This is a genomic window from Idiomarina aquatica (genome assembly GCF_004362895.1).
GTDB lineage: Bacteria > Pseudomonadota > Gammaproteobacteria > Enterobacterales > Alteromonadaceae > Idiomarina.
Genome location: NZ_SNXI01000020.1, coordinates 25,803 through 43,955 on the forward strand (window position 1 = coordinate 25,803; position 18,153 = coordinate 43,955).

Sequence of the window (18,153 nt, forward strand, 5' to 3'; positions counted from 1 at the left end):
ACCTGACCGCGTTTTCCTACTCTATTAGGCCTGACCAAGCGAAAACAGCTGGCCCGCACTGCTAATAACAAATTGATTGTCAGCCGTTAACTCAGCTTGTTGTGCCCATTGATAGTACACATTTCGATGAACTTTTGCGGTCATACCTCTGGGCAGGCAAACATATGGAACGTCGTCATAAATTTTTAACGGGGTTCGCTCACAAAGAATATATCGCTCCCCGATGTTTGTGACAACCTGAATTGCCTTTTCACCAGACGATTCGACCTGCTGCCATTCAGTAACAATAAAAGGAGCATCATCAACCTGAATTTTTACCTTTTCGACCGGCGTTACTAAAAAATAGTCTTCGTTTTCTCGTGTTAGTACCGAGGCGAACAAATTGACCAAGCGTTGACGGTTAATTTTACTGCCTTGGTACTCCCAGTCACCGTTGGCTTTTATGCGCAGAGGTATTTCGCCGCAGTAGGGTGGGTCCCACTTTTCGGTAGGTGCGTGCTGGGTCGACTCAAGCTGTTCAAATAATTTTTCCAGACTCATGGCTTACCCATCAGGCCGATTTAATCAACCAACTTCTTTTGCCGTAACAAATACCAAAGCGTTGCTTCGGTGCGGTTAGACACTTTAATCGCTTTAAAGATCGCCGACAGATGCACACGAATAGTGCCCTCGGTAATACCCAAAATATTGGCGATTTCCTTGTTCGACAACCCCTGAGCCAACAACTGCATAATCTCCAGCTGGCGGGGTGACAAAAACGTTTCAGCACCACTGGTGCGCTGACGCGGTTCGTTAAGCGATGGATCATCGGGAAGATAGCGGTCACCGTTTAACAAGCTCTTAACTGCCAGTTTTGCCTGCTCAGCGCTGGAGTCCTTTGGTAAAAAGCTGCGAATGCCGGCTGACATCACCTGGCGCACATCACTCATCGCACGAGCCTTGGTAAAAAGTACCAAATGAGCACGCGGAGCAAGCCGTTTCAAACGTTGTAACGCCGGTCGAATTTCTTCGTCTGGCAGATCCATCTCGATAAAAATCAGATTAAATTCGTCGGCATTAAGATAGGTTTCTGCAACACTAAATGAATCCGCCTCAAAAATTGACGGTTGCGTCGCATAATTCGTTAATACTTGTATAAGTCCCGCACGCATAAAAAACGACGAGTCAATGATCAATATTTTCATGTTGAATTCCCAAATCTTGCGACAGCCAGTCTAACTTTTAGCATACCTTAATTCGCTTTTTGAGCAAGTATCAAGACCAATAAATCGAACAAATTCACTGTAAACGTTAAAAAAAATAACAACTTGTAATAACATCTCTGGATATTAATTTAGGCTTATCCGTTTTATAGTGACTGCAAAACTATCATGCAGAGGTTCGTATGCTAACAAAACTAATACCGTCAAAAGTTACAGCGTTTGCGTTTATCGGTGCGTTGTTATCTTTCTCTAGTACGTCAGTCCTGGCACAAACGGTTTATACCGATGCCAATGGCTACACGCTTACCAGTCCGGCCGGTCAAGATGCGGTGCTAACTCAGTTTAATACACTGGTTGTACAGAATGGCCGGGTATTAGCGATGGGAGGCCACGAGCTAGCCGACAAATACCCTGATTTTGAGCAAGTCGACCTAAACGGCAAAACCGTATTGCCGGGGTTGACTGATGCCCACGGTCACGTGCTGGGCTTAGGGATGAGTTTGTTGCAGGTCGATTTGCGCGATGCTGATTCGGTTAATGATGCAGTCGGCCTGGTCGGCGACTACGCTAAACAGCAGCCGAATTTATCCTGGATTACCGGACGCGGATGGAACCAGGAGCAATGGCCAAGTCGTGAATTCCCCAACGCCAGTCAACTTGACGAAGTCGTCAATGACCGCCCCGTTTATCTTACCCGAGTTGACGGTCATGCCGGCTGGGCTAACCAAAAAGCATTGCAAATGGCCGGTATTGACGCTGGCACGGTAGCGCCTGACGGCGGTGAAATCGTCAAAGATGCACAAGGCAATCCAACCGGGATATTAATCGACAACGCCATGGGATTAGTGGAAAACATTATTCCTGAACCCAGTGCAGAAGATAAACGGCAAGCATTTAAGCTGGCTTTCGACCACCTGCTTGCTCTCGGCATTACCAGTGTGCACGATGCAGGAGTACCCGCGACCGACCTCTCTATATACAAAGGCTTACAACACCAGGGCCAACTGCCGTTGCGTATTTACGCCATGATAGCGGCAACAGAACCACAGTTACCACAGCTACTGGCCGAAGGTCCGTTTACCACCAACGACGACAAATTGACCATTCGCAGCGTAAAAATCTATGCCGACGGGGCATTGGGCAGTCGTGGTGCAGCACTGATCGAACCCTATAGTGATGATCATGACAATCATGGTTTACTGGTTACCTCGCCGGAAAATATCGACGCCCTTTATGAGCTAATTATTCCGCACGGCTTTCAGATCAATACGCATGCCATTGGTGACCGGGCTAACCGGATAGCACTGGATGCATTTGAAGACAAATTTGCCAGTATTGGCGGCAGAAACTTGCGTAACCGTATCGAACACTCACAAGTTGTGCACCCGGACGACCTAAAGCGCTTTAAAGAGCTCAATATCATTGCCTCGATGCAGCCGACCCATGCTACCAGTGACAAAAATATGGCAGAAGACCGGCTCGGCAAAGACCGTATGCAAGGCGCTTATGCCTGGCAAACACTGCTGGACCAGGGCACCATGATTGCGGCAGGCTCCGACTTCCCGGTCGAACTTGCCAATCCGTTTTATGGTTTGCACGCCGCAGTCACACGCCAGGATCGTCAAAATCAGCCCCAGGGCGGCTGGTATTCGGAAGAGGCCATGTCAACCGAGCAAGCATTACGTGCCTTTACTATCGATGCAGCCTATGCGGCATGGCAAGAGCAGGATTTAGGTTCGTTAGAGCCCGGTAAATGGGCTGACTTTATTATTGTCGACCGCGACCCTTTTGCTATTGATAGCAGCGATTTGTGGAAAATAGAGGTCGAACAGACGTATATTGGTGGCAACAACGTCTACACTAAATAACGATGTGATAAACGCTGACGGAGATAAACAGCCATGAATGACGACTTTCTGTTTTCTGAAGACGAACCAGAAGTTGAGGTCACGGAAGACGAAGAGCCCTTTCAAATCCTCATCGTCGATGACGATGAGGAAATTCACACTATCACTAAAATGGCGCTGAGCGACTTTAAACTGGACGGTCGCCGGCTGCAATTTAACTCGGTCTACTCCGGTAGCGAAGCCAAGGCTTTTTTGCGTGACCGCGATGATATTGCCATGACCCTGCTCGACGTGGTGATGGAAACCGATCACGCCGGACTCGAAGTGGCACGCTGGATCCGCCAGGATTTAAAAAACAAATTGATCCGCATCGTGCTACGCACCGGGCAGCCCGGACAAGCGCCTGAAGAAGATGTCATTGCGCGCTACGATATTGATGATTACAAAGAGAAAACCGAGCTAACTTACCGCAAGCTGGTCACCCTGATGTACTCCTGCCTGCGCGCGTTTCGGGATTTAAATGCGATAGAACGCAATAAACGTGGTTTAGAAAAAGTCATTAATGCCTCCGCCGAAGTATTCAGTGCGCAGTCAATGCATGGCTTATGTCAGGGCATTCTTGAACAACTGGTTGCCTTAATCACGCACTCCGATGACGCCATGTATTGCCGTGCCGAGAGTAGCAAAACAGAAGGCCTGACGGCAGCAACTGAAAGTGGCAGCCTGTTCGAAATAATTGGCGGTACCGGTGACTACGAGCGCGCCATCGGCCAGTCGGTGGAAGAAGATATAGACTGGCACTTAGTGCAACAATTGCAGGACAGTAGCAACCATGTCGAGTTTCGCATTCACCACAATAACTATTACGGGCTTTACAAAACCAAAGGTGAGCGTCAGTACCTGCTGTTTATTAAAGGTGTTCGCGAACTCTCTGAGTTAGATCAAAACCTGCTCGGCCTATTTGTTAATAATAGCTCCATCGCTATCGATAATTTACACAGCCGTGATATCGAACGCGCACAGCAACGCGAGTTGCTGTACTCCGTCGGTGAAGCCATCGACAAACACTCGGTTGAGCATATTAGTCATCACGTTAAACGGTCAGCCGAAATGGCTGGTCAGTTGGCGATATTAACCGGCGCCACCATTGATGATGCAGAGAAGTTAAAGCTGGCATCTTCTGTCTATGATATCGGCAAAGTATCGGTTCAAATGGAGTTAGCTCAGCGAGCCGATGCGCTGACTATTCATGATTACGAAGAGATCATGCAAAAAGTGATTAAGGGCCACGATTATCTTAGCCAGACGGACACTGAGATTGCCCATATAGCTGCACAGGTTGCCCAGGATATTCATGAGCGCTGGGATGGCACTGGCTTTCCGTCGCAAAAACGCGGACAAGATATTAATATTAATGCACGTATTCTGGCCATTACCAGCCAATACGACGCCATTCGCACGGACCGAAGTTACCGCGAAGCACAGTGTATGGAATCGGCTGCGGATTATTTATTGCAGCACAGCGGTAAATTTTTTGACCCCGAACTGGTCGGGCTAATGCTGGACAACCTGGACGCTATTGAGAAAATTCGTCAGCGTTATCCTGATAAACGCTAACTGCTACTAAGAGGTACACCATGGATCTTGAACAGATTCGTCGTGATTATGGACTGGGTCAATTGCTGCAGGAACAACTAAAGCAGAACCCTCACCAGCAATTCGAGTTATGGCTGCAACAGGCCATTGAGGCGGAGCTTAGCGCTGATCCCACGGCAATGACCATCGCAACCGTTGATGGTGGCGGCTGCGCCAGCCAACGCGTGGTGCTGTTAAAAGGCCACGACGAGAATGGCTTGCGTTTTTACACCAATAAAAACTCTAACAAAAGCCGTGATCTGGCGTTAAACCCGCATATTTCGGCACATTTTTCGTGGTTACCGCTAGAGCGCCAGGTGCATATTCAGGGTCATGTCGAACCCTTATCGGACGAGCAAAACGATCGTTATTTTCACTCTCGCCCTAAAAGCAGCCAAATTGGCGCGCTGGTGTCGCAACAAAGCCAACCGATCGACTCACGCGACAGCTTAGACCAGCAGTTTGAGCAATTGATGGAGCAATACAAAGACCAGCCAGTGCCGCGTCCGCAACACTGGGGTGGTTATTTGATTAAGCCCAGCTTATTCGAGTTTTGGCAAGGCGGCCGCAACCGTCTGCACGACCGATTTATCTATAAGCCGGTCGGCGGTAGTTGGCAAATACAGCGTCTACAGCCTTAGGCTTTTGACCCCGGCATTGCCACACCGGTAAATTCGCTGCAGCGGCGCAATACTTTTAAGGTTGCGTCGCTATATTCAAGCCCTGATTTTAATTGCTGTTGTTTTAATCCTAAGCCACGTTCACCAGGAATACGCACCGGTTGTTGCGCGCTGATCGGCGCCGCCCCGCGACAATCGTTAATCAAATCGTCTACCTGCTCAATAAAGGCTTTTTGCTCACCAAAAGCACTGGGGTCAATAACCTGCACCCAAACCGAGTTGGCATCACCGTCATCGCTGCCCTGCCGACGACCATACTGACTCAGCGCCATCGTTAAGATCTCGCTGTAAAGCGTCAGCCCATAGCCTTTATAACCTAATTTTTCGCCACCCAACGGCGCAATAGCACTAGCAGGTTCGGCAAAAAACGTGGCCGGATCGTCAGTCCATTCGCCATCCGCTGTCACCAACGCTTGGTAGGGTAGCTTCTCGCCATTAGCCTTTGCCTGGCGAACTTTGCCCGCAGCCGTCATCGAAAAACTCATATCTAATAACAGCGGTGTCGTAGAACTCGGCACGCCCACCGCAAACGGATTGGGCGAAAACACCGCTTGTTTACTGCCAAACGGTGCGACGGCCCGCTGTCCGGGAGTCGAACACATCAAACTGACAACCATGCCCTGCTCTGTCGCCAGACTTAAATAAGACGCTAATGCCGCAATGTGCTGACTGCGACGTATCACAATAGTACCCGTGCCGGCATTTTTGGCCATAGTCACCGCGGCTTCTATTGCCTGCGGCACCACGTAAGGCCCGGGCAAATGCTGTGCGTCCCAATGCGCTACCGCGGCGCGCTCGCTTAACGTCAGTGGCTGGCCCTTGCTTAAGCTGTCACCGCGTTGCAGCCACTGACAATTATTCAGCAACCGAATCAACCCATGAGTGGAATAGCCCAGTAAATCACCCTCTAATAAATAAAAAGCGACATTGCGTGCAATCTCACCCGAAGCGCCCGATTGTTGCAAGCAGTCGTCGGCCCATTGCAGCATTTGCTGATAATCAAAGCGAGTAACTTCAGTCGACATCAAATTTCCTCTTGGTATGCCATGGCTCTATAGGTAAGCTATCACTAAGACAGTATCAAGGAGTAGAGATCGTGTCATCTTCTGACGCTATTAATCGTATTGCCGTTATCACCAGTGGTGGTGACGCACCTGGCATGAATGCCGCTGTTCGCGCCGTGGTATTAACAGCCGAAAATTATGGAATTGAAGTGGTTGGTTTTCGCCATGGTTACGAGGGAGTGCTGACCAACGACTACATTAAATTAGGCCGCGAGAGCGTGGAGCATATCTTGCAATATTCGGGCACCATCATTAAAAGTGCCCGTAGCGAGCGTTTTAAAACCGACGATGGCGGCCGTGAAGCGGCTGAGAACCTTGATGCGCATCAAATTGACGGCTTTATCGTTATTGGTGGCGACGGTTCATTTCGCGGTGCCGATCATCTTGCTAAATTTTGGCAAGGCCCTATTATTGGCGTCCCCGGCACTATTGATAACGACTTGTATGGCACCGACAATACCATCGGCTACGACACCGCCGTAGAAACCGCGATGGATGCGCTGGATAAGATCCGTGACACCGCCGAGGCCATGGACCGCGTCTTTATCGTAGAGGTTATGGGCCGTAACGCCGGTTACATAGGCATCAGCAGCGCCATGGCTTGTGGCTCGGAACGTATGATCCTGCCGGAACTGCAAAAAGATAAACCATTGACCGTCGACGCTTTGGTTAAGCACATCGAGGGCGTGCACCGGGTTCGCGGTGATTCAAGTTACGTCATGGTGCTATGCGAAAATCAATGGCCCGGCGGTGCTGTACGTCTGGCAGAGCAATTAGAAGATCGGTTAAACTTCCCTTGCCGTCCTTGCCTGCTAGGTCACGTACAACGGGGCGGTCGCCCCACTGCCATGGATCGTATCCTGGCCACTCGGCTGGGCGTACACGCGGTGGAGTTAATCCGTAGCGGCGAAACTGGCGTAATGGCCGGTATATCGCGCAATGAATTATGCACAACACCGTTGCAGGATACCTGGATGCAACGCAAGCAATTAAGCCAGGAATTGATCGATATTCAGACAAAACTGTTTAACCCGGTCAAAAAAGAGCGCCATAAGGCAGTACAGTAATAACTTTGAGGTGAGTGAGTATATGTCTCAGATCCCATTACCGGTTCCGACTAACGATCCCAGTCGACCATTTTTTGGCGCCGAACGTTCGTTTACAATTCGCCCGGGCAATACCCATATCATCGGCTTCGGCTTTGATGGAACTGCCTGCTTTCGTAAAGGCACCAAAGAAGGTCCCGATGGCCTGCGCGCCGTCTCTGAAGACATAGAATCTTACTCGCCCTATTTAGACGCCGACCTGGAAGACTATGAATTTTTTGACCTTGGCAACCTGCGCCTCGGCTTCGATGAAGACGTTGAAGCACAGTGGCACCATGCCGTTGGCGATTTTAATGCGATTTTTGAACCGTTGGCGCTTAACGGCACAAAAACCAAAATTTTAACCCTGGGCGGCGAGCACTCGATTTCGTATGCGCCTATCGTTAAGCATTTAAATGAATTCCCTGATCTCGTGTTACTGCACCTGGATGCGCATGCCGACCTGCGCGACGGCTTTTTAGGCTATCATTATTCGCATGCGTCGATTATTCGCCGCGCCTACGACCATTTTGGTGACGACCATCAATTAATTCAGTATGGCATTCGCTCAGGCACCCGCGACGAATATCAATGGATGAAGCAACACGGCACCATCCGTCAGTCACGGCAGGAGTTTTTAGACAGCGTGCGCGCAATCGCCTGCGAGCGACCGATCTATTTAACGCTCGACTTAGATTATTTTGACCCGTCATTTTTGCCCGGCACGGGAACACCCGAGCCCGGCGGTGAAGACTTCCACTCGTTTGTTAGTTTGATGAAAATACTGCGTGATAAGAACTTCGTTGGCGCGGACGTGGTCGAGCTATCGCCCAAAATTGATCCCACCGGTAATTCCGATGTGTTTGCCGCTAAAATCGTACGCGAAATTTTATTGACGCTAGAGCAGTCAGGAGCAAAGGCTTAATGTCAGATTGGACAATCGAACACGCTGAAGAACTTTACGGGGTTAACCGTTGGGGCGCTGGTTATTTTTCGATCGGCGACAACGGTAACATTAAAATTGCGCCTAACCACCGCTACCCCGATATCACCATTGATATGAATGACGTGGTCGACGAAATAAAAGCCGAGGGGATAGAGTTTCCGGCAGTTATTCGTTTTCACGATATTCTGCGCTCACAAGTGGAGATTATTAACGAGACCTTTGCCCAGGTCATTAGCGATGCAGACTACCATGGCAAGTACTGCGGCGTGTTCCCGATCAAAGTTAACCAAATGCGCGAAGTGGTCGAAGAGATCATGGACGCCGGCGAACCCTACGACTATGGCCTCGAAGCCGGCTCCAAGCCGGAATTGATGGCTGTTTTGGCGTACAACGATAACCCCAACGCACTGACCATTTTAAATGGTTACAAAGACAAAGATTACCTGACACTGGCATTGTTAGGACGTCAATTGCGTCGCAAAATAATCATCGTTATCGAGAAATACTCGGAGCTGGAAATGCTCATTCCGCTGGCTAAGAAGCTGGGCGTAGAGCCAATGATCGGCTTGCGATCGAAGATGATGGTGCGTAGCTCCGGTAAGTGGGCAGGTTCGAGTGGCGATCGGGCAAAATTTGGCTTAAGTATTGCCGAAATTCTTAACGTTGTGCAGCGCCTGCGTGACGAAGACATGCTGCATTGCGCGAAGCTACTGCATTTTCATATCGGTAGCCAGCTCTCTGATATTCGTAAAATCAAAGAGGCGGTAACCGAAGGTGCGCGTCTGTACGCTAAGTTAGTACAAGAAGGCGTGCCGCTGGAATACCTTGATATTGGCGGCGGCCTGGGCATCGATTATGACGGCACTAGTTCTACCACCGATTCGTCACGTAACTACTCGACCGAAGAATATGTTGCCGACGTGGTATGGGGCGTTAAGCAAATTTGTGATTTAGAGAAAGTCGCACACCCGAATATTGTCAGCGAAAGCGGTCGTGCCATGACAGCACACCATAGCTGTGTGGTAACCAACATCGTCGGTGAAATTAAGCCCGCCGGTACCGAGTTTGATGTCAGTGCCAGCGATGACGAGCACATTTTGGTCAAAAACATGCGCGAGCTTTATCAGTCGGGCGATCAGTACCATCCGCAGGAGCGCTACAATGACGCCGCCGGTTATAAGCAAAACGCCTATGAGGCATTTAAACTGGGCATTTTGTCATTACCGGAAATGGCTAAACTGGATACCATGTACTGGCGCATTTTGACCGAAATCCACCAGTCGCTGGACGAAGAGAATCAATTTATTCAGGAGCTGGAAGAGCTGGAGGACATGCTCGCCAGCCAGTACCTGTGTAACTTCTCGATATTCCAATCAGCGGCGGATACCTGGGCCATTGGGCAGGTGCTACCTATCGTGCCGATTTCACGACTGGACGAGCAACCCGAGGTGCGTTGTTCTATTGCCGACATTACCTGTGACAGCGACGGCAAGCTCAGCAAATACATTGAAGGCACCGAAATTAGCGATAATATTCCTATGCACGCGCTGCGCAAAGGCGAAGACTATCATGTGGGTATGTTTTTGACCGGCGCCTATCAGGACGTGATGGGGGATATGCACAATTTATTCGGCCGCTTAACCGAAGTACACGTCTATTGCCATGACGACGAACCGGGAGACTTCTACATCGAAGAAGTTGTTCCGGGCACATCGGCAGAAAAAGTGCTGACAACCATGCAATACAACACCGAATCGATGGCTAAAACGATAAAGAAACAAATTGATCGCCAAGTTCGTAAAGGCAGCCTGGCACCGCGCGAAGGCGTGCGCTGGACCAACTTTTACGAGAAATGTTTGGCAGGTAGTACCTATTTGAGCGTCGATTAACCGCAAAGTGGTGATTTACTGAGCAAACAGTAAAAAACCTTAGAAAAGCGGTTGACTCGGAACGCAAAAAAACGTTTAATACGCCTCGTCGCCCGGATAGCTCAGTCGGTAGAGCAGAGGATTGAAAATCCTCGTGTCGGTGGTTCGATTCCGCCTCCGGGCACCACTATTCAGAAAAAGCCCTGCACTTTGTGCGGGGCTTTTTTAGTTTCTGAACATCGGATGTAACACACTTAGTCACACAGTTCAGTAACTTGGCATTACCTCTACCCTCATAAAAAATCGTTTTGCCAAAGCCACGTCATTGGAGCCGCGATGCAGTTTTCAGTCTTTAGTGGCAGTGCGTTATTGCCGCAATAGAGCAATACGCCCCCTTTAAAGCTTTTACCGGCTTGCGCAGCCAACCGTTTTAGTCCTTCACCATCTTTGGCTTGAATGCTGGCTGCTTTTTTTACTTCAATGCCATAAATATCGCGGCCTTGTTCAAGCACCAAGTCGACTTCGATCTTGTCTTTATCTCGGTAATGGCTGAGTCGAATAGGCTCCTCTAACCATTCCGCTTGAGTGCGAATTTGTTGAATGGTAAAGCTTTCCAGCAATGGGCCAAAGTCGGAAGAATAATCATGCCATTCGGCAGGTTTTAAATTATTCATAAAGGCGGCCAAGCCACTATCAATTAAATGCAGTTTGGGGGCTTTTACCAACCGTTTGGCTTGATTGCTATGCCATGCAGGTAAGCGATAAACCAAGAACAAATGCTCCAATATACTAATGTATTTTTCAGCCGTTTCGCGACGCATTTTAAGATCAGTTGCGATGCTGCTGGTATTAAGTAAATTACCTGTACGTAAAGCTAGCAATTCGGCTAAGCGCAGTAGCTCGTCCTCGTCGCGTATATTGGCAATGTCTTTCACATCGTTCTGAATAATAGTTTGCAGGTATTGCCGGTACCATTGCCGTGCTCGTGAAGCAGAGCGAGTTAACGGTTCTGGGTAACCGCCCTGACATACACGCTCTGCTACCCCAAGAGTTCCTGCTGAGCTTGAGTGATTCTGGGCTTGAGTTTGCCACTGAACAATGCCTCTAAAAAGGCGGGCTTGTTTTGCTCTTTCTCTAATTCGGCCAGTGGGTGTAAATGTAAGATCTCCACACGGCCTGCTAGCGACTCTTTCACCTTAGGTAGTAGCAATAGGTTCGCAGAGCCAGTGAGAAGAAACCTCCCTGGTTGTCGGTTGCGATCGACTTCAGCTTTTATCGCCAGTATCAATTCCGGCACCCTTTGAATTTCATCAAGCGTTACCTGTTCTGGCAGGCTTTGAATAAAGCCGGTTGGGTCTTGTTGAGCAGCTGTTAGGATGGCATGGTCGTCAAACGTCAAGTAGTGACGATCCGACGCGACCTGATGGCATAAAGTCGACTTCCCCACCTGGCGCGGTCCTAACACACAGACGACGGGTGTGTCGACCAAATACCGGTTTTGACAGCGTCTATTTGACTATTATAAGTGCGGCTACTTGCCTATTTGAAAATCCTCGTGTCGGTGGTTCGATTCCGCCTCCGCACCACTATTCAGAAAAAGCCCTGCACTTTATGCGGTTTTTTTGCACGTATCCGATGCGTGCCAATCAAATCTCTACCAATGTAAAAATTAACAAGCACGCCCAATAAAGAGCGTGCTTAAATTTTCAACTTATTCTACACGGGGTCTCTTAAAGCGCTGCACTGTGTAGTACAACGCTGGCAGCACCACCAAAGTCAATAATGTCGACGAGACAATGCCGCCGATTACCACAGTAGCCAGTGGTCGCTGTACCTCAGCGCCGACACCGGTATTAAATGCCATAGGGACAAAGCCCAGGCTAGCTACAAGAGCAGTCATCAGTACAGGTCTTAACCGTTGTTGCGCGCCTTCAAACACCGCATCTTTCAACGGCAGTCCGTCGCGCAGCAGTTGCCGTATGAATGTCAGCATGACCACGCCGTTCAAAACCGCCACGCCCGACAGTGCAATGAAGCCGACTGCAGCGGAAATTGATAGCGGCATATCACGCAGCGCTAATGCGAATATCCCGCCGGTCAGCCCTAAGGGAACGCCTGTGAATATGACGAGTGCACTGCTCAGCGAATTAAACGCACTGTATAGCAGGCCAATAATTAATAGCAGCGCTAATGGCACAACCAAACTCAACCGTTGGGAAGCTGATTGCAGCTGTTCAAAGGTACCGTCGTAGTTAACCCAATAACCTGCTGGCAAATCAACGTCAGTCGTTAGCGCATCCTGAACATCTGCCACAAAAGAGCCCAAATCACGATCTTCAACATTCGCACTCACAATAACATTGCGTTTGCTGCTTTCCCGATTGATTTGGTTTGGTCCGCTATTCAAGCTTAATTCGGCGACCTCGCCTAACGGCACATAGCTTAGCTCTGGGTTACTAGCTGAGACGTCTATCGGCAGTGATTTAAGCTGCTCAATACTCTTACGCCATTCTTTGTCGAGACGTACCATGAGTTTGAAGCGTTTATCCCCCTCGTAAATAATCCCTGACTGAACGCCGCCAACCGCTGCTTGAACTGCCCGTTGCACATCAGCCACTGTTAGGCCTAATAACGCTAAATGATCACGCTTAGGTATCACTGAGAGTGTCGATAAACCGGTCATTTGTTCAACCCGAACATCAGCAGCGCCATCAACGGTGCGAATGACTACCGCGGCTGAGTCGCCTAACCGTTTAAGCGTTTGCAAGTCATCGCCATAAATACGAACCCCCAAGTCAGCTCGAACGCCTGCAATAAGTTCGTTAAACCGCATTTCAATCGGTTGAGTGAACTCGTACTTATTACCGGGAAGCTCTTGCACAGCAGTTCGTATTTCAGCAACCAGTTGCTCTTTGGTTTTTTCTGGGTTTAGCCAGTCCTCACGCTCCTTTAAAATAATAATGGTATCAGCGACGCTCGGTGGCATAGGGTCGGTCGCAACATCCGGGGTACCAATTTTTGAGAATACCAGTTTAACTTCGTCAAAGCGTGACACCACAGACTCGACATCTTTTTGCATTGCTATAGACTGCTGCAAGCCAGTCCCCGGAATGCGCAAGGCTTGCATGGCAATATCGCCTTCATCAAGCTGTGGCAAAAACTCAGTTCCCATGCGACTCGCCTGAAACATTGATACCGCAAACAGCCCAAAGCCAAGCAAAATAATGACAACTGGAAGCTTCAGTGTTTGCCGTAAAACCGGCTGATACACTTTGCGGGCGGCTCGCATTATTCGGTTTTCACCGTGCTTAATATTGCCACGGACAAATATTGCAATAGCAGCGGGTACAAAGGTAACGCTGAAAATCAGAGCCCCTAAAAGCGCGGCTACGACAGTAAACGCCATGGGATGAAACATTTTGCCTTCAACACCACTTAACGCAAATATGGGCAAGTACACCAGCATAATGATAAGCACACCAAATACCGCAGGGTTAAATACCTCACGAGTACTATGGGTTACTTCAATTAAGCGCTCTTTAGTGGTAAGTACCCGGCCTAAGCGTTGCTGTGCAATTCCAAGCCGTCGCAAAGCGTTTTCAACCACAATGACCGCACCATCGACGATAATACCAAAATCAATTGCGCCCAGGCTCATTAAATTACCAGACACCTTGTTGGCGACCATGCCGCTTACCGCAAACAGCATACTCAAGGGAATAACGCACGCCGTAATCAGTGCTGCACGGACATTTCCAAGCAGAATGAAAAGCACCACAATAACCAGCACCGCACCTTCAAACAGGTTTTTCTCGACCGTTGCAATAGTTTTATCAACGAGAGAAGTACGGTTATACACCGTTTCAATCACCACCCCGTCTGGCAAGCTTCGTTGCACCTCCTCAATTTTATTGGCGACATTCTGTGCAACGATGCGACTGTTTTCGCCAATAAGCATCATGGCCGTGCCCAATACCACCTCGCTCTCGCCCGAGGTTGAAGCGCCAGTGCGTAATTGTTCTCCCAGTTTGACCTCAGCCACGTCACTCACGCGCACCGGTGCATCATCACGTTTTGTCACGACCACATCACGAATATCGTCAAGTGTCTTAAGCTGTCCAGGCGAACGCACCAACCATTGCTCACCATTTTTCTCGATATAACCGGCACCAGCGTTTCTATTGTTAAGATCCAATGCTGCCAAAAGGTCCTGCATGGTCACTTTATAGGCCAGCATACGACCGGGGATGGGAGCCACCTGGTATTGCTTTTCATAACCCCCCACACTATTAATCTCGGTAACACCGGGCACCTTGACCAGTTGCGGCTTAATGATCCAATCCTGGATGGTACGCAACTGCTCGGGCGTATACGCCTCGCCATCGGCATTGGTAGCCCCCTCTTTCGCGCGTACTACATAATTAACAATTTCACCAAGGCCGGAGGCTATTGGCCCCATCGTCGGCTCGATACCGTCGGGTACTTCTCCCCTTACCTTTTGCAATCGCTCACTGATTTGCTGTCTAGCCCAGTAAATATCGGTGCCCTCTTCAAACACCACGGTAACTTGCGACAACCCATAGCGTGAGATCGAGCGGGTGTAGTCCAGCTTTGGTAAACCTGCCATCGCGGTTTCCACCGGATAAGAAATACGTTGTTCGGTTTCTAATGGCGAATAGCCTGGCGCTTCTGAATTTATCTGTACCTGAACATTGGTAATATCCGGCACAGCATCGATGGGTAGCTTTAATGTGCTATAAACGCCCGCAGCTGCTACTAACAAGGTTGCGGCAAGCACCAGCCATCGACGATCAACAGCAAAGCGAATGAGTGCATCTATCATTGTTTACTCTCCCTAATGGCTGTGGCCTGCGCCTTGTTTTAGAATGTCAGCCTTTATCAAGTAGCTGTTTTCAACGACATAACTTTCGCCATTCTCAATACCCGATAACACCTCGGTGTATTCACCGTCAGTTCGGCCTAACTCAACTTCCCTGGCTTCGAAACGATTACCCTCTTTAATAAAAACAACGGGGTTATCTTCTAAACGTTGAACAGCATCATTGTTTATCGCCAAGCTCGCGTTAAAGCTGTCTGTAACGACATCCGCTTTTACGTGCATTCCCGGTCGCCAATGCCCCGACTGATTGGGCAACTCGATAAGTGCGCGTGCAATATGTCCGCCAGTCATTTGTGGCGAGATATAAGACACAGTTCCTTCGACGGTTTTATGATGATGCAAGTCGTACACATAGGTCGTTTGCTCTTCTTCTAACGACTCAATGTTCTCCGGGAACGCTGAAAGCTCTACCCAGACCGATGATGGATCCAGGACTTCAAATAATGGCTTTTGCTCAACCACTTCACCAACATTGGTAAAACGTGCAGTTACCTCTCCGCTAATTGGGCTGATGACTTCAAATGCCGTGCCTGTCGTAACATTCTCAACAACAGCCAGAGTTTGCCCGGCTTTTATGGCATCGCCGATATTGGCCTTTAGTGACGTAACAATACCTTTGTACTTCGCTCCGATATGCACAATATTGTTATTATTGGGGGCTATTACACCGAAAATTGTTTGCTTTACTCGAATGCTTTGAGCGCTCGCTGTTGCCAACGTTAATTTCGCGTTTTCTATTGCTGCATCACTTAAATTGGTATGGGGTGCTTCATGCTCTTCGTGTTTTTTCTCATAAGCCAATACGGGCAGTGAAAAACTGGCAATGCAGATAATTGTAATCAATGTGTTGAGTTTCATTGTTGTACTCCTAAAAACGGCTGTCCGGTCATGCGCTCTAATTCGATGATGTCGCTGTAAATCGCATGTTGACGGGAGATTTTTTCATACTCGATTTTTGCTAACTCTGTTTGCGCGTCTAACACTTGCAACAAAGAGTGCGTTCCGCGTGCGTAACCCTGTTGAGTTTTTTCAAGTAATTGCTCAGATAATGGCATCAGTCGCTGATTTATCTTTTGCAGATAACTTTGGTGAGTTTGCAAACTGTGCACTAGCGATAAAGCCAGTGATTTTAGTTGCTGCCGAACCTGTTTTTGCTGCGCCAGGATAGACTGATGCAGTAATCGGCTTTGTTTTATGCGACCGACGTTAGGGTCAGTGAACTGCAATGGCATCGATGCCTGGACGATTAAACCTACATCATCGAACTCATTATTGTAGCGAGCCCCGACACCAACGGTAATATCCGACTTTGAGTCCGCTGCTAACGCTCTGGCTTGCGCTTGTAGAAGTTGCTCAGAGTCCAGTAAACGCAAATACTCCGGCGCCCGATTAACAGCCGATAACACGTTGGCTTTTTCCGGGAGGCTTAGCGGAAAAGTAAAGTCTCCAGAGACGCGCGTAAAATTGAGCTCGCCTGCCCACATTGAAGCCAGTTCAGCTTGTTGCTTTTTCAGTTTACCGTTCAACTCGTCAGAGAAAGCGTATTGGCGCTCTAACTGTAATTTAATGCGAATAACCTCGGATTTAGGCACCGCGCCAGCTTCTACACGCTCCTGTGCCACTTTTATCAGTCGCTCAGTTCGCTGAATTTGACGCTCGCTGGTATGCGCGACTTGCTGAAGTTTTAAAATGTCATAGAAACGCTGTGTGGTTTCTGCCAAAACCTCAATTTGACGATACTCAAACTCTGCTCGCTGAGCTTTCTCTTTTTCGGTTGCAGCTTTAACTCGTAACTGCCGTTTGTCCCCTAACTCTATGAGCTGAGAAAAGGATACGGTCAATTGTGAGTTACTGATACCTTCTAGCCGTCCTGAGCCGGCAAAGTTTTCTATTTCCGCAGATACCCTTGGGTTCGCTGAAAACTCAGCCTGCTCTATCAGTGCTCCTGCAGCTCGTATTTTATAATCATACTCCAGTAACTCAGGGTTATTCTTGATCGTTTTTTGTAACGCTTCTTTCAGCTTTAAATCTGTCGTCGCAGCCGTCGCCACAGGCACTAGCGCACCTAAGCAAAAGGCTGCCACGAAGTATAAATACTTCATGTTGCTTCTCCATTAACTTATAGGTTTTAAAAAGTCTAAGTTAACGGTTACGCGTTTGGTGGAGGTACAGGGGGTTGGTGAGTCAGGCTTTGGTCAAAACCTACCGAGTTTGAGTTGGGTGCCAAAATAACAGGCACGGCTGAAATTAAGAGGTTATAACCAGTAATGCAACTAATATGAGGTTGTGTTTGTTGTTTACTATCATATATTGATTTATTTAAGTCTTGATTTTCACGCTCAATTTCTAAGACTAAGTCATACGCAACTCCTGCACTCTTTATTGAAGACTGACTGAAAGTACCAGCCACAGGAGCACAGGCAAAAGAGCTATGAATGAGCACAGTCAGTATTAAAAACCAAGATATTTTCATTCAATTACCCCACTCAATATAAATTCCTAATCCATCCAAAATAAGCTCGGCCATATTAATTATTATACTTACTATTTACTTAGAACCCGGTAGATTCGGTATCATTGAGACCTGCAAGTTGCTTAACAGTAATAGGATAACTCCTAGGGTAATTGCAATATCGGCAATATTAAAAACTGGCAATTGCCACGTTTGCCAACCTAGATGAAGGGAGTCGACAACATAGCCACGAAACAGTCGGTCAATGAGGTTCCCAACCGCCCCCCCAAGAATCAGCCCGTAGCTAATGCCATCCCGTTTACTTACTTTATTAAAGATCAACCTCGTTAAAGCCACAGACATTAGCAGAGCAACCCCAATAAAAAAGTAGCGCTGCCAGCCTCCACCATTCGCAAAAAGACTGAATGCGGCACCGGTGTTCCATAGGTGCACCCAGTTAAAGAACGGGGTCAC

The 18,153-nt window shown here is 48.5% G+C and carries 16 protein-coding genes and 1 tRNA gene; 7 read left to right on the forward strand and 10 right to left on the reverse strand.

The genetic code is table 11. The annotated features are described in order from the left end of the window. Positions 1-24: 24 nt before the first annotated feature. A complete protein-coding gene (locus DEU29_RS11895; RefSeq protein WP_133540578.1) occupies positions 25-540 on the reverse strand; it encodes a DUF1285 domain-containing protein in 516 nt (171 codons plus the stop codon). Positions 541-560: 20 nt separating this feature from the next. Continuing rightward, positions 561-1,184 (reverse strand): LuxR C-terminal-related transcriptional regulator, encoded by a 624-nt coding sequence (locus tag DEU29_RS11900; RefSeq protein WP_133540579.1) that lies wholly within the window; start codon positions 1,182-1,184, stop codon positions 561-563. Between the two features lie 200 nt (positions 1,185-1,384). On the opposite strand from DEU29_RS11900, the gene DEU29_RS11905 reads away from it, so the two are divergent. From DEU29_RS11905 to pdxH, 3 genes are read left to right on the forward strand one after another with little or no spacing between them, the layout of a single operon-like run. After that, positions 1,385-3,070: an amidohydrolase gene (locus DEU29_RS11905; protein WP_133540580.1), complete on the forward strand. Its 1,686-nt coding sequence runs from the start codon at positions 1,385-1,387 to the stop codon at positions 3,068-3,070. Positions 3,071-3,103: 33 nt separating this feature from the next. Then, entirely contained in the window at positions 3,104-4,666 is a 1,563-nt protein-coding gene (locus DEU29_RS11910) for a response regulator (RefSeq protein WP_133540581.1), read from the forward strand. A gap of 20 nt (positions 4,667-4,686) precedes the next feature. Then, positions 4,687-5,325, forward strand: a complete 639-nt coding sequence (pdxH, locus tag DEU29_RS11915; RefSeq protein WP_133540582.1) for a pyridoxamine 5'-phosphate oxidase — start codon at positions 4,687-4,689, stop codon at positions 5,323-5,325. Here the strand turns inward: pdxH and DEU29_RS11920 are convergent. Further along, entirely contained in the window at positions 5,322-6,389 is a 1,068-nt protein-coding gene (locus tag DEU29_RS11920) for an Ldh family oxidoreductase (RefSeq protein WP_133540583.1), read from the reverse strand. The genes pdxH and DEU29_RS11920 overlap by 4 nt on opposite strands. Before the next feature lie 71 nt (positions 6,390-6,460). Between DEU29_RS11920 and DEU29_RS11925 the strand changes: the two genes are divergently transcribed. The 4 genes from DEU29_RS11925 (at position 6,461) to DEU29_RS11940 (ending at position 10,514) form a co-directional block, all read left to right on the forward strand. Further along, the gene (locus DEU29_RS11925) at positions 6,461-7,495 is read left to right on the forward strand and encodes a 6-phosphofructokinase (RefSeq protein ID WP_133540584.1); all 1,035 of its coding nucleotides are present in this window, start codon (positions 6,461-6,463) and stop codon (positions 7,493-7,495) included. 22 nt (positions 7,496-7,517) lie between these two features. Further along, positions 7,518-8,438: an agmatinase gene (gene speB, locus DEU29_RS11930; RefSeq protein ID WP_133540585.1), complete on the forward strand. Its 921-nt coding sequence runs from the start codon at positions 7,518-7,520 to the stop codon at positions 8,436-8,438. Next, entirely contained in the window at positions 8,438-10,348 is a 1,911-nt protein-coding gene (gene speA / locus DEU29_RS11935) for a biosynthetic arginine decarboxylase (protein ID WP_133540586.1), read from the forward strand. The genes speB and speA overlap by 1 nt, the downstream gene beginning before the upstream one ends. Positions 10,349-10,438: 90 nt before the next feature. Further along, positions 10,439-10,514 (forward strand) — tRNA-Phe (locus DEU29_RS11940). 106 nt (positions 10,515-10,620) lie between these two features. Here the strand turns inward: DEU29_RS11940 and DEU29_RS14070 are convergent. The 7 genes from DEU29_RS14070 to lspA all read right to left on the reverse strand — a co-directional run. Continuing rightward, a complete protein-coding gene (locus tag DEU29_RS14070) occupies positions 10,621-11,262 on the reverse strand; it encodes an ATP-binding protein (RefSeq protein WP_208107641.1) in 642 nt (213 codons plus the stop codon). 104 nt (positions 11,263-11,366) lie between these two features. Beyond that, positions 11,367-11,816, reverse strand: a complete 450-nt coding sequence (locus DEU29_RS14075) for an ATP-binding protein (RefSeq protein ID WP_222842995.1) — start codon at positions 11,814-11,816, stop codon at positions 11,367-11,369. A gap of 222 nt (positions 11,817-12,038) precedes the next feature. Beyond that, a complete protein-coding gene (locus DEU29_RS11950; protein WP_133540587.1) occupies positions 12,039-15,170 on the reverse strand; it encodes an efflux RND transporter permease subunit in 3,132 nt (1,043 codons plus the stop codon). Positions 15,171-15,182: 12 nt separating this feature from the next. Continuing rightward, the gene (locus DEU29_RS11955) at positions 15,183-16,085 is read right to left on the reverse strand and encodes an efflux RND transporter periplasmic adaptor subunit (RefSeq protein WP_133540588.1); all 903 of its coding nucleotides are present in this window, start codon (positions 16,083-16,085) and stop codon (positions 15,183-15,185) included. Beyond that, positions 16,082-17,329 (reverse strand): TolC family protein, encoded by a 1,248-nt coding sequence (locus tag DEU29_RS11960; protein WP_133540589.1) that lies wholly within the window; start codon positions 17,327-17,329, stop codon positions 16,082-16,084. The genes DEU29_RS11955 and DEU29_RS11960 overlap by 4 nt, the downstream gene beginning before the upstream one ends. Before the next feature lie 47 nt (positions 17,330-17,376). After that, positions 17,377-17,700: a hypothetical protein gene (locus DEU29_RS11965; protein ID WP_006955685.1), complete on the reverse strand. Its 324-nt coding sequence runs from the start codon at positions 17,698-17,700 to the stop codon at positions 17,377-17,379. Between the two features lie 75 nt (positions 17,701-17,775). Continuing rightward, positions 17,776-18,153 (reverse strand): signal peptidase II (gene lspA / locus DEU29_RS11970; RefSeq protein ID WP_133540590.1); only part of this gene is annotated, 378 nt, incomplete at its 5' end.

Excerpts from the sequence above, each read along its gene's own strand:
- speB (WP_133540585.1), top strand. The coding sequence starts at position 7,518 with ATGTCTCAGATCCCATTACCGGTTCCGACTAACGATCCCAGTCGACCA.
- DEU29_RS11905 (WP_133540580.1), top strand. The coding sequence starts at position 1,385 with ATGCTAACAAAACTAATACCGTCAAAAGTTACAGCGTTTGCGTTTATC.
- DEU29_RS11965 (WP_006955685.1), bottom strand. The coding sequence starts at position 17,700 with ATGAAAATATCTTGGTTTTTAATACTGACTGTGCTCATTCATAGCTCT.
- DEU29_RS11895 (WP_133540578.1), bottom strand. The coding sequence starts at position 540 with ATGAGTCTGGAAAAATTATTTGAACAGCTTGAGTCGACCCAGCACGCA.
- speA (WP_133540586.1), top strand. The coding sequence starts at position 8,438 with ATGTCAGATTGGACAATCGAACACGCTGAAGAACTTTACGGGGTTAAC.
- DEU29_RS11910 (WP_133540581.1), top strand. The coding sequence starts at position 3,104 with ATGAATGACGACTTTCTGTTTTCTGAAGACGAACCAGAAGTTGAGGTC.
- DEU29_RS11900 (WP_133540579.1), bottom strand. The coding sequence starts at position 1,184 with ATGAAAATATTGATCATTGACTCGTCGTTTTTTATGCGTGCGGGACTT.
- DEU29_RS11960 (WP_133540589.1), bottom strand. The coding sequence starts at position 17,329 with ATGAAGTATTTATACTTCGTGGCAGCCTTTTGCTTAGGTGCGCTAGTG.
- pdxH (WP_133540582.1), top strand. The coding sequence starts at position 4,687 with ATGGATCTTGAACAGATTCGTCGTGATTATGGACTGGGTCAATTGCTG.
- DEU29_RS11950 (WP_133540587.1), bottom strand. The coding sequence starts at position 15,170 with ATGATAGATGCACTCATTCGCTTTGCTGTTGATCGTCGATGGCTGGTG.
- DEU29_RS11955 (WP_133540588.1), bottom strand. The coding sequence starts at position 16,085 with ATGAAACTCAACACATTGATTACAATTATCTGCATTGCCAGTTTTTCA.
- DEU29_RS11920 (WP_133540583.1), bottom strand. The coding sequence starts at position 6,389 with ATGTCGACTGAAGTTACTCGCTTTGATTATCAGCAAATGCTGCAATGG.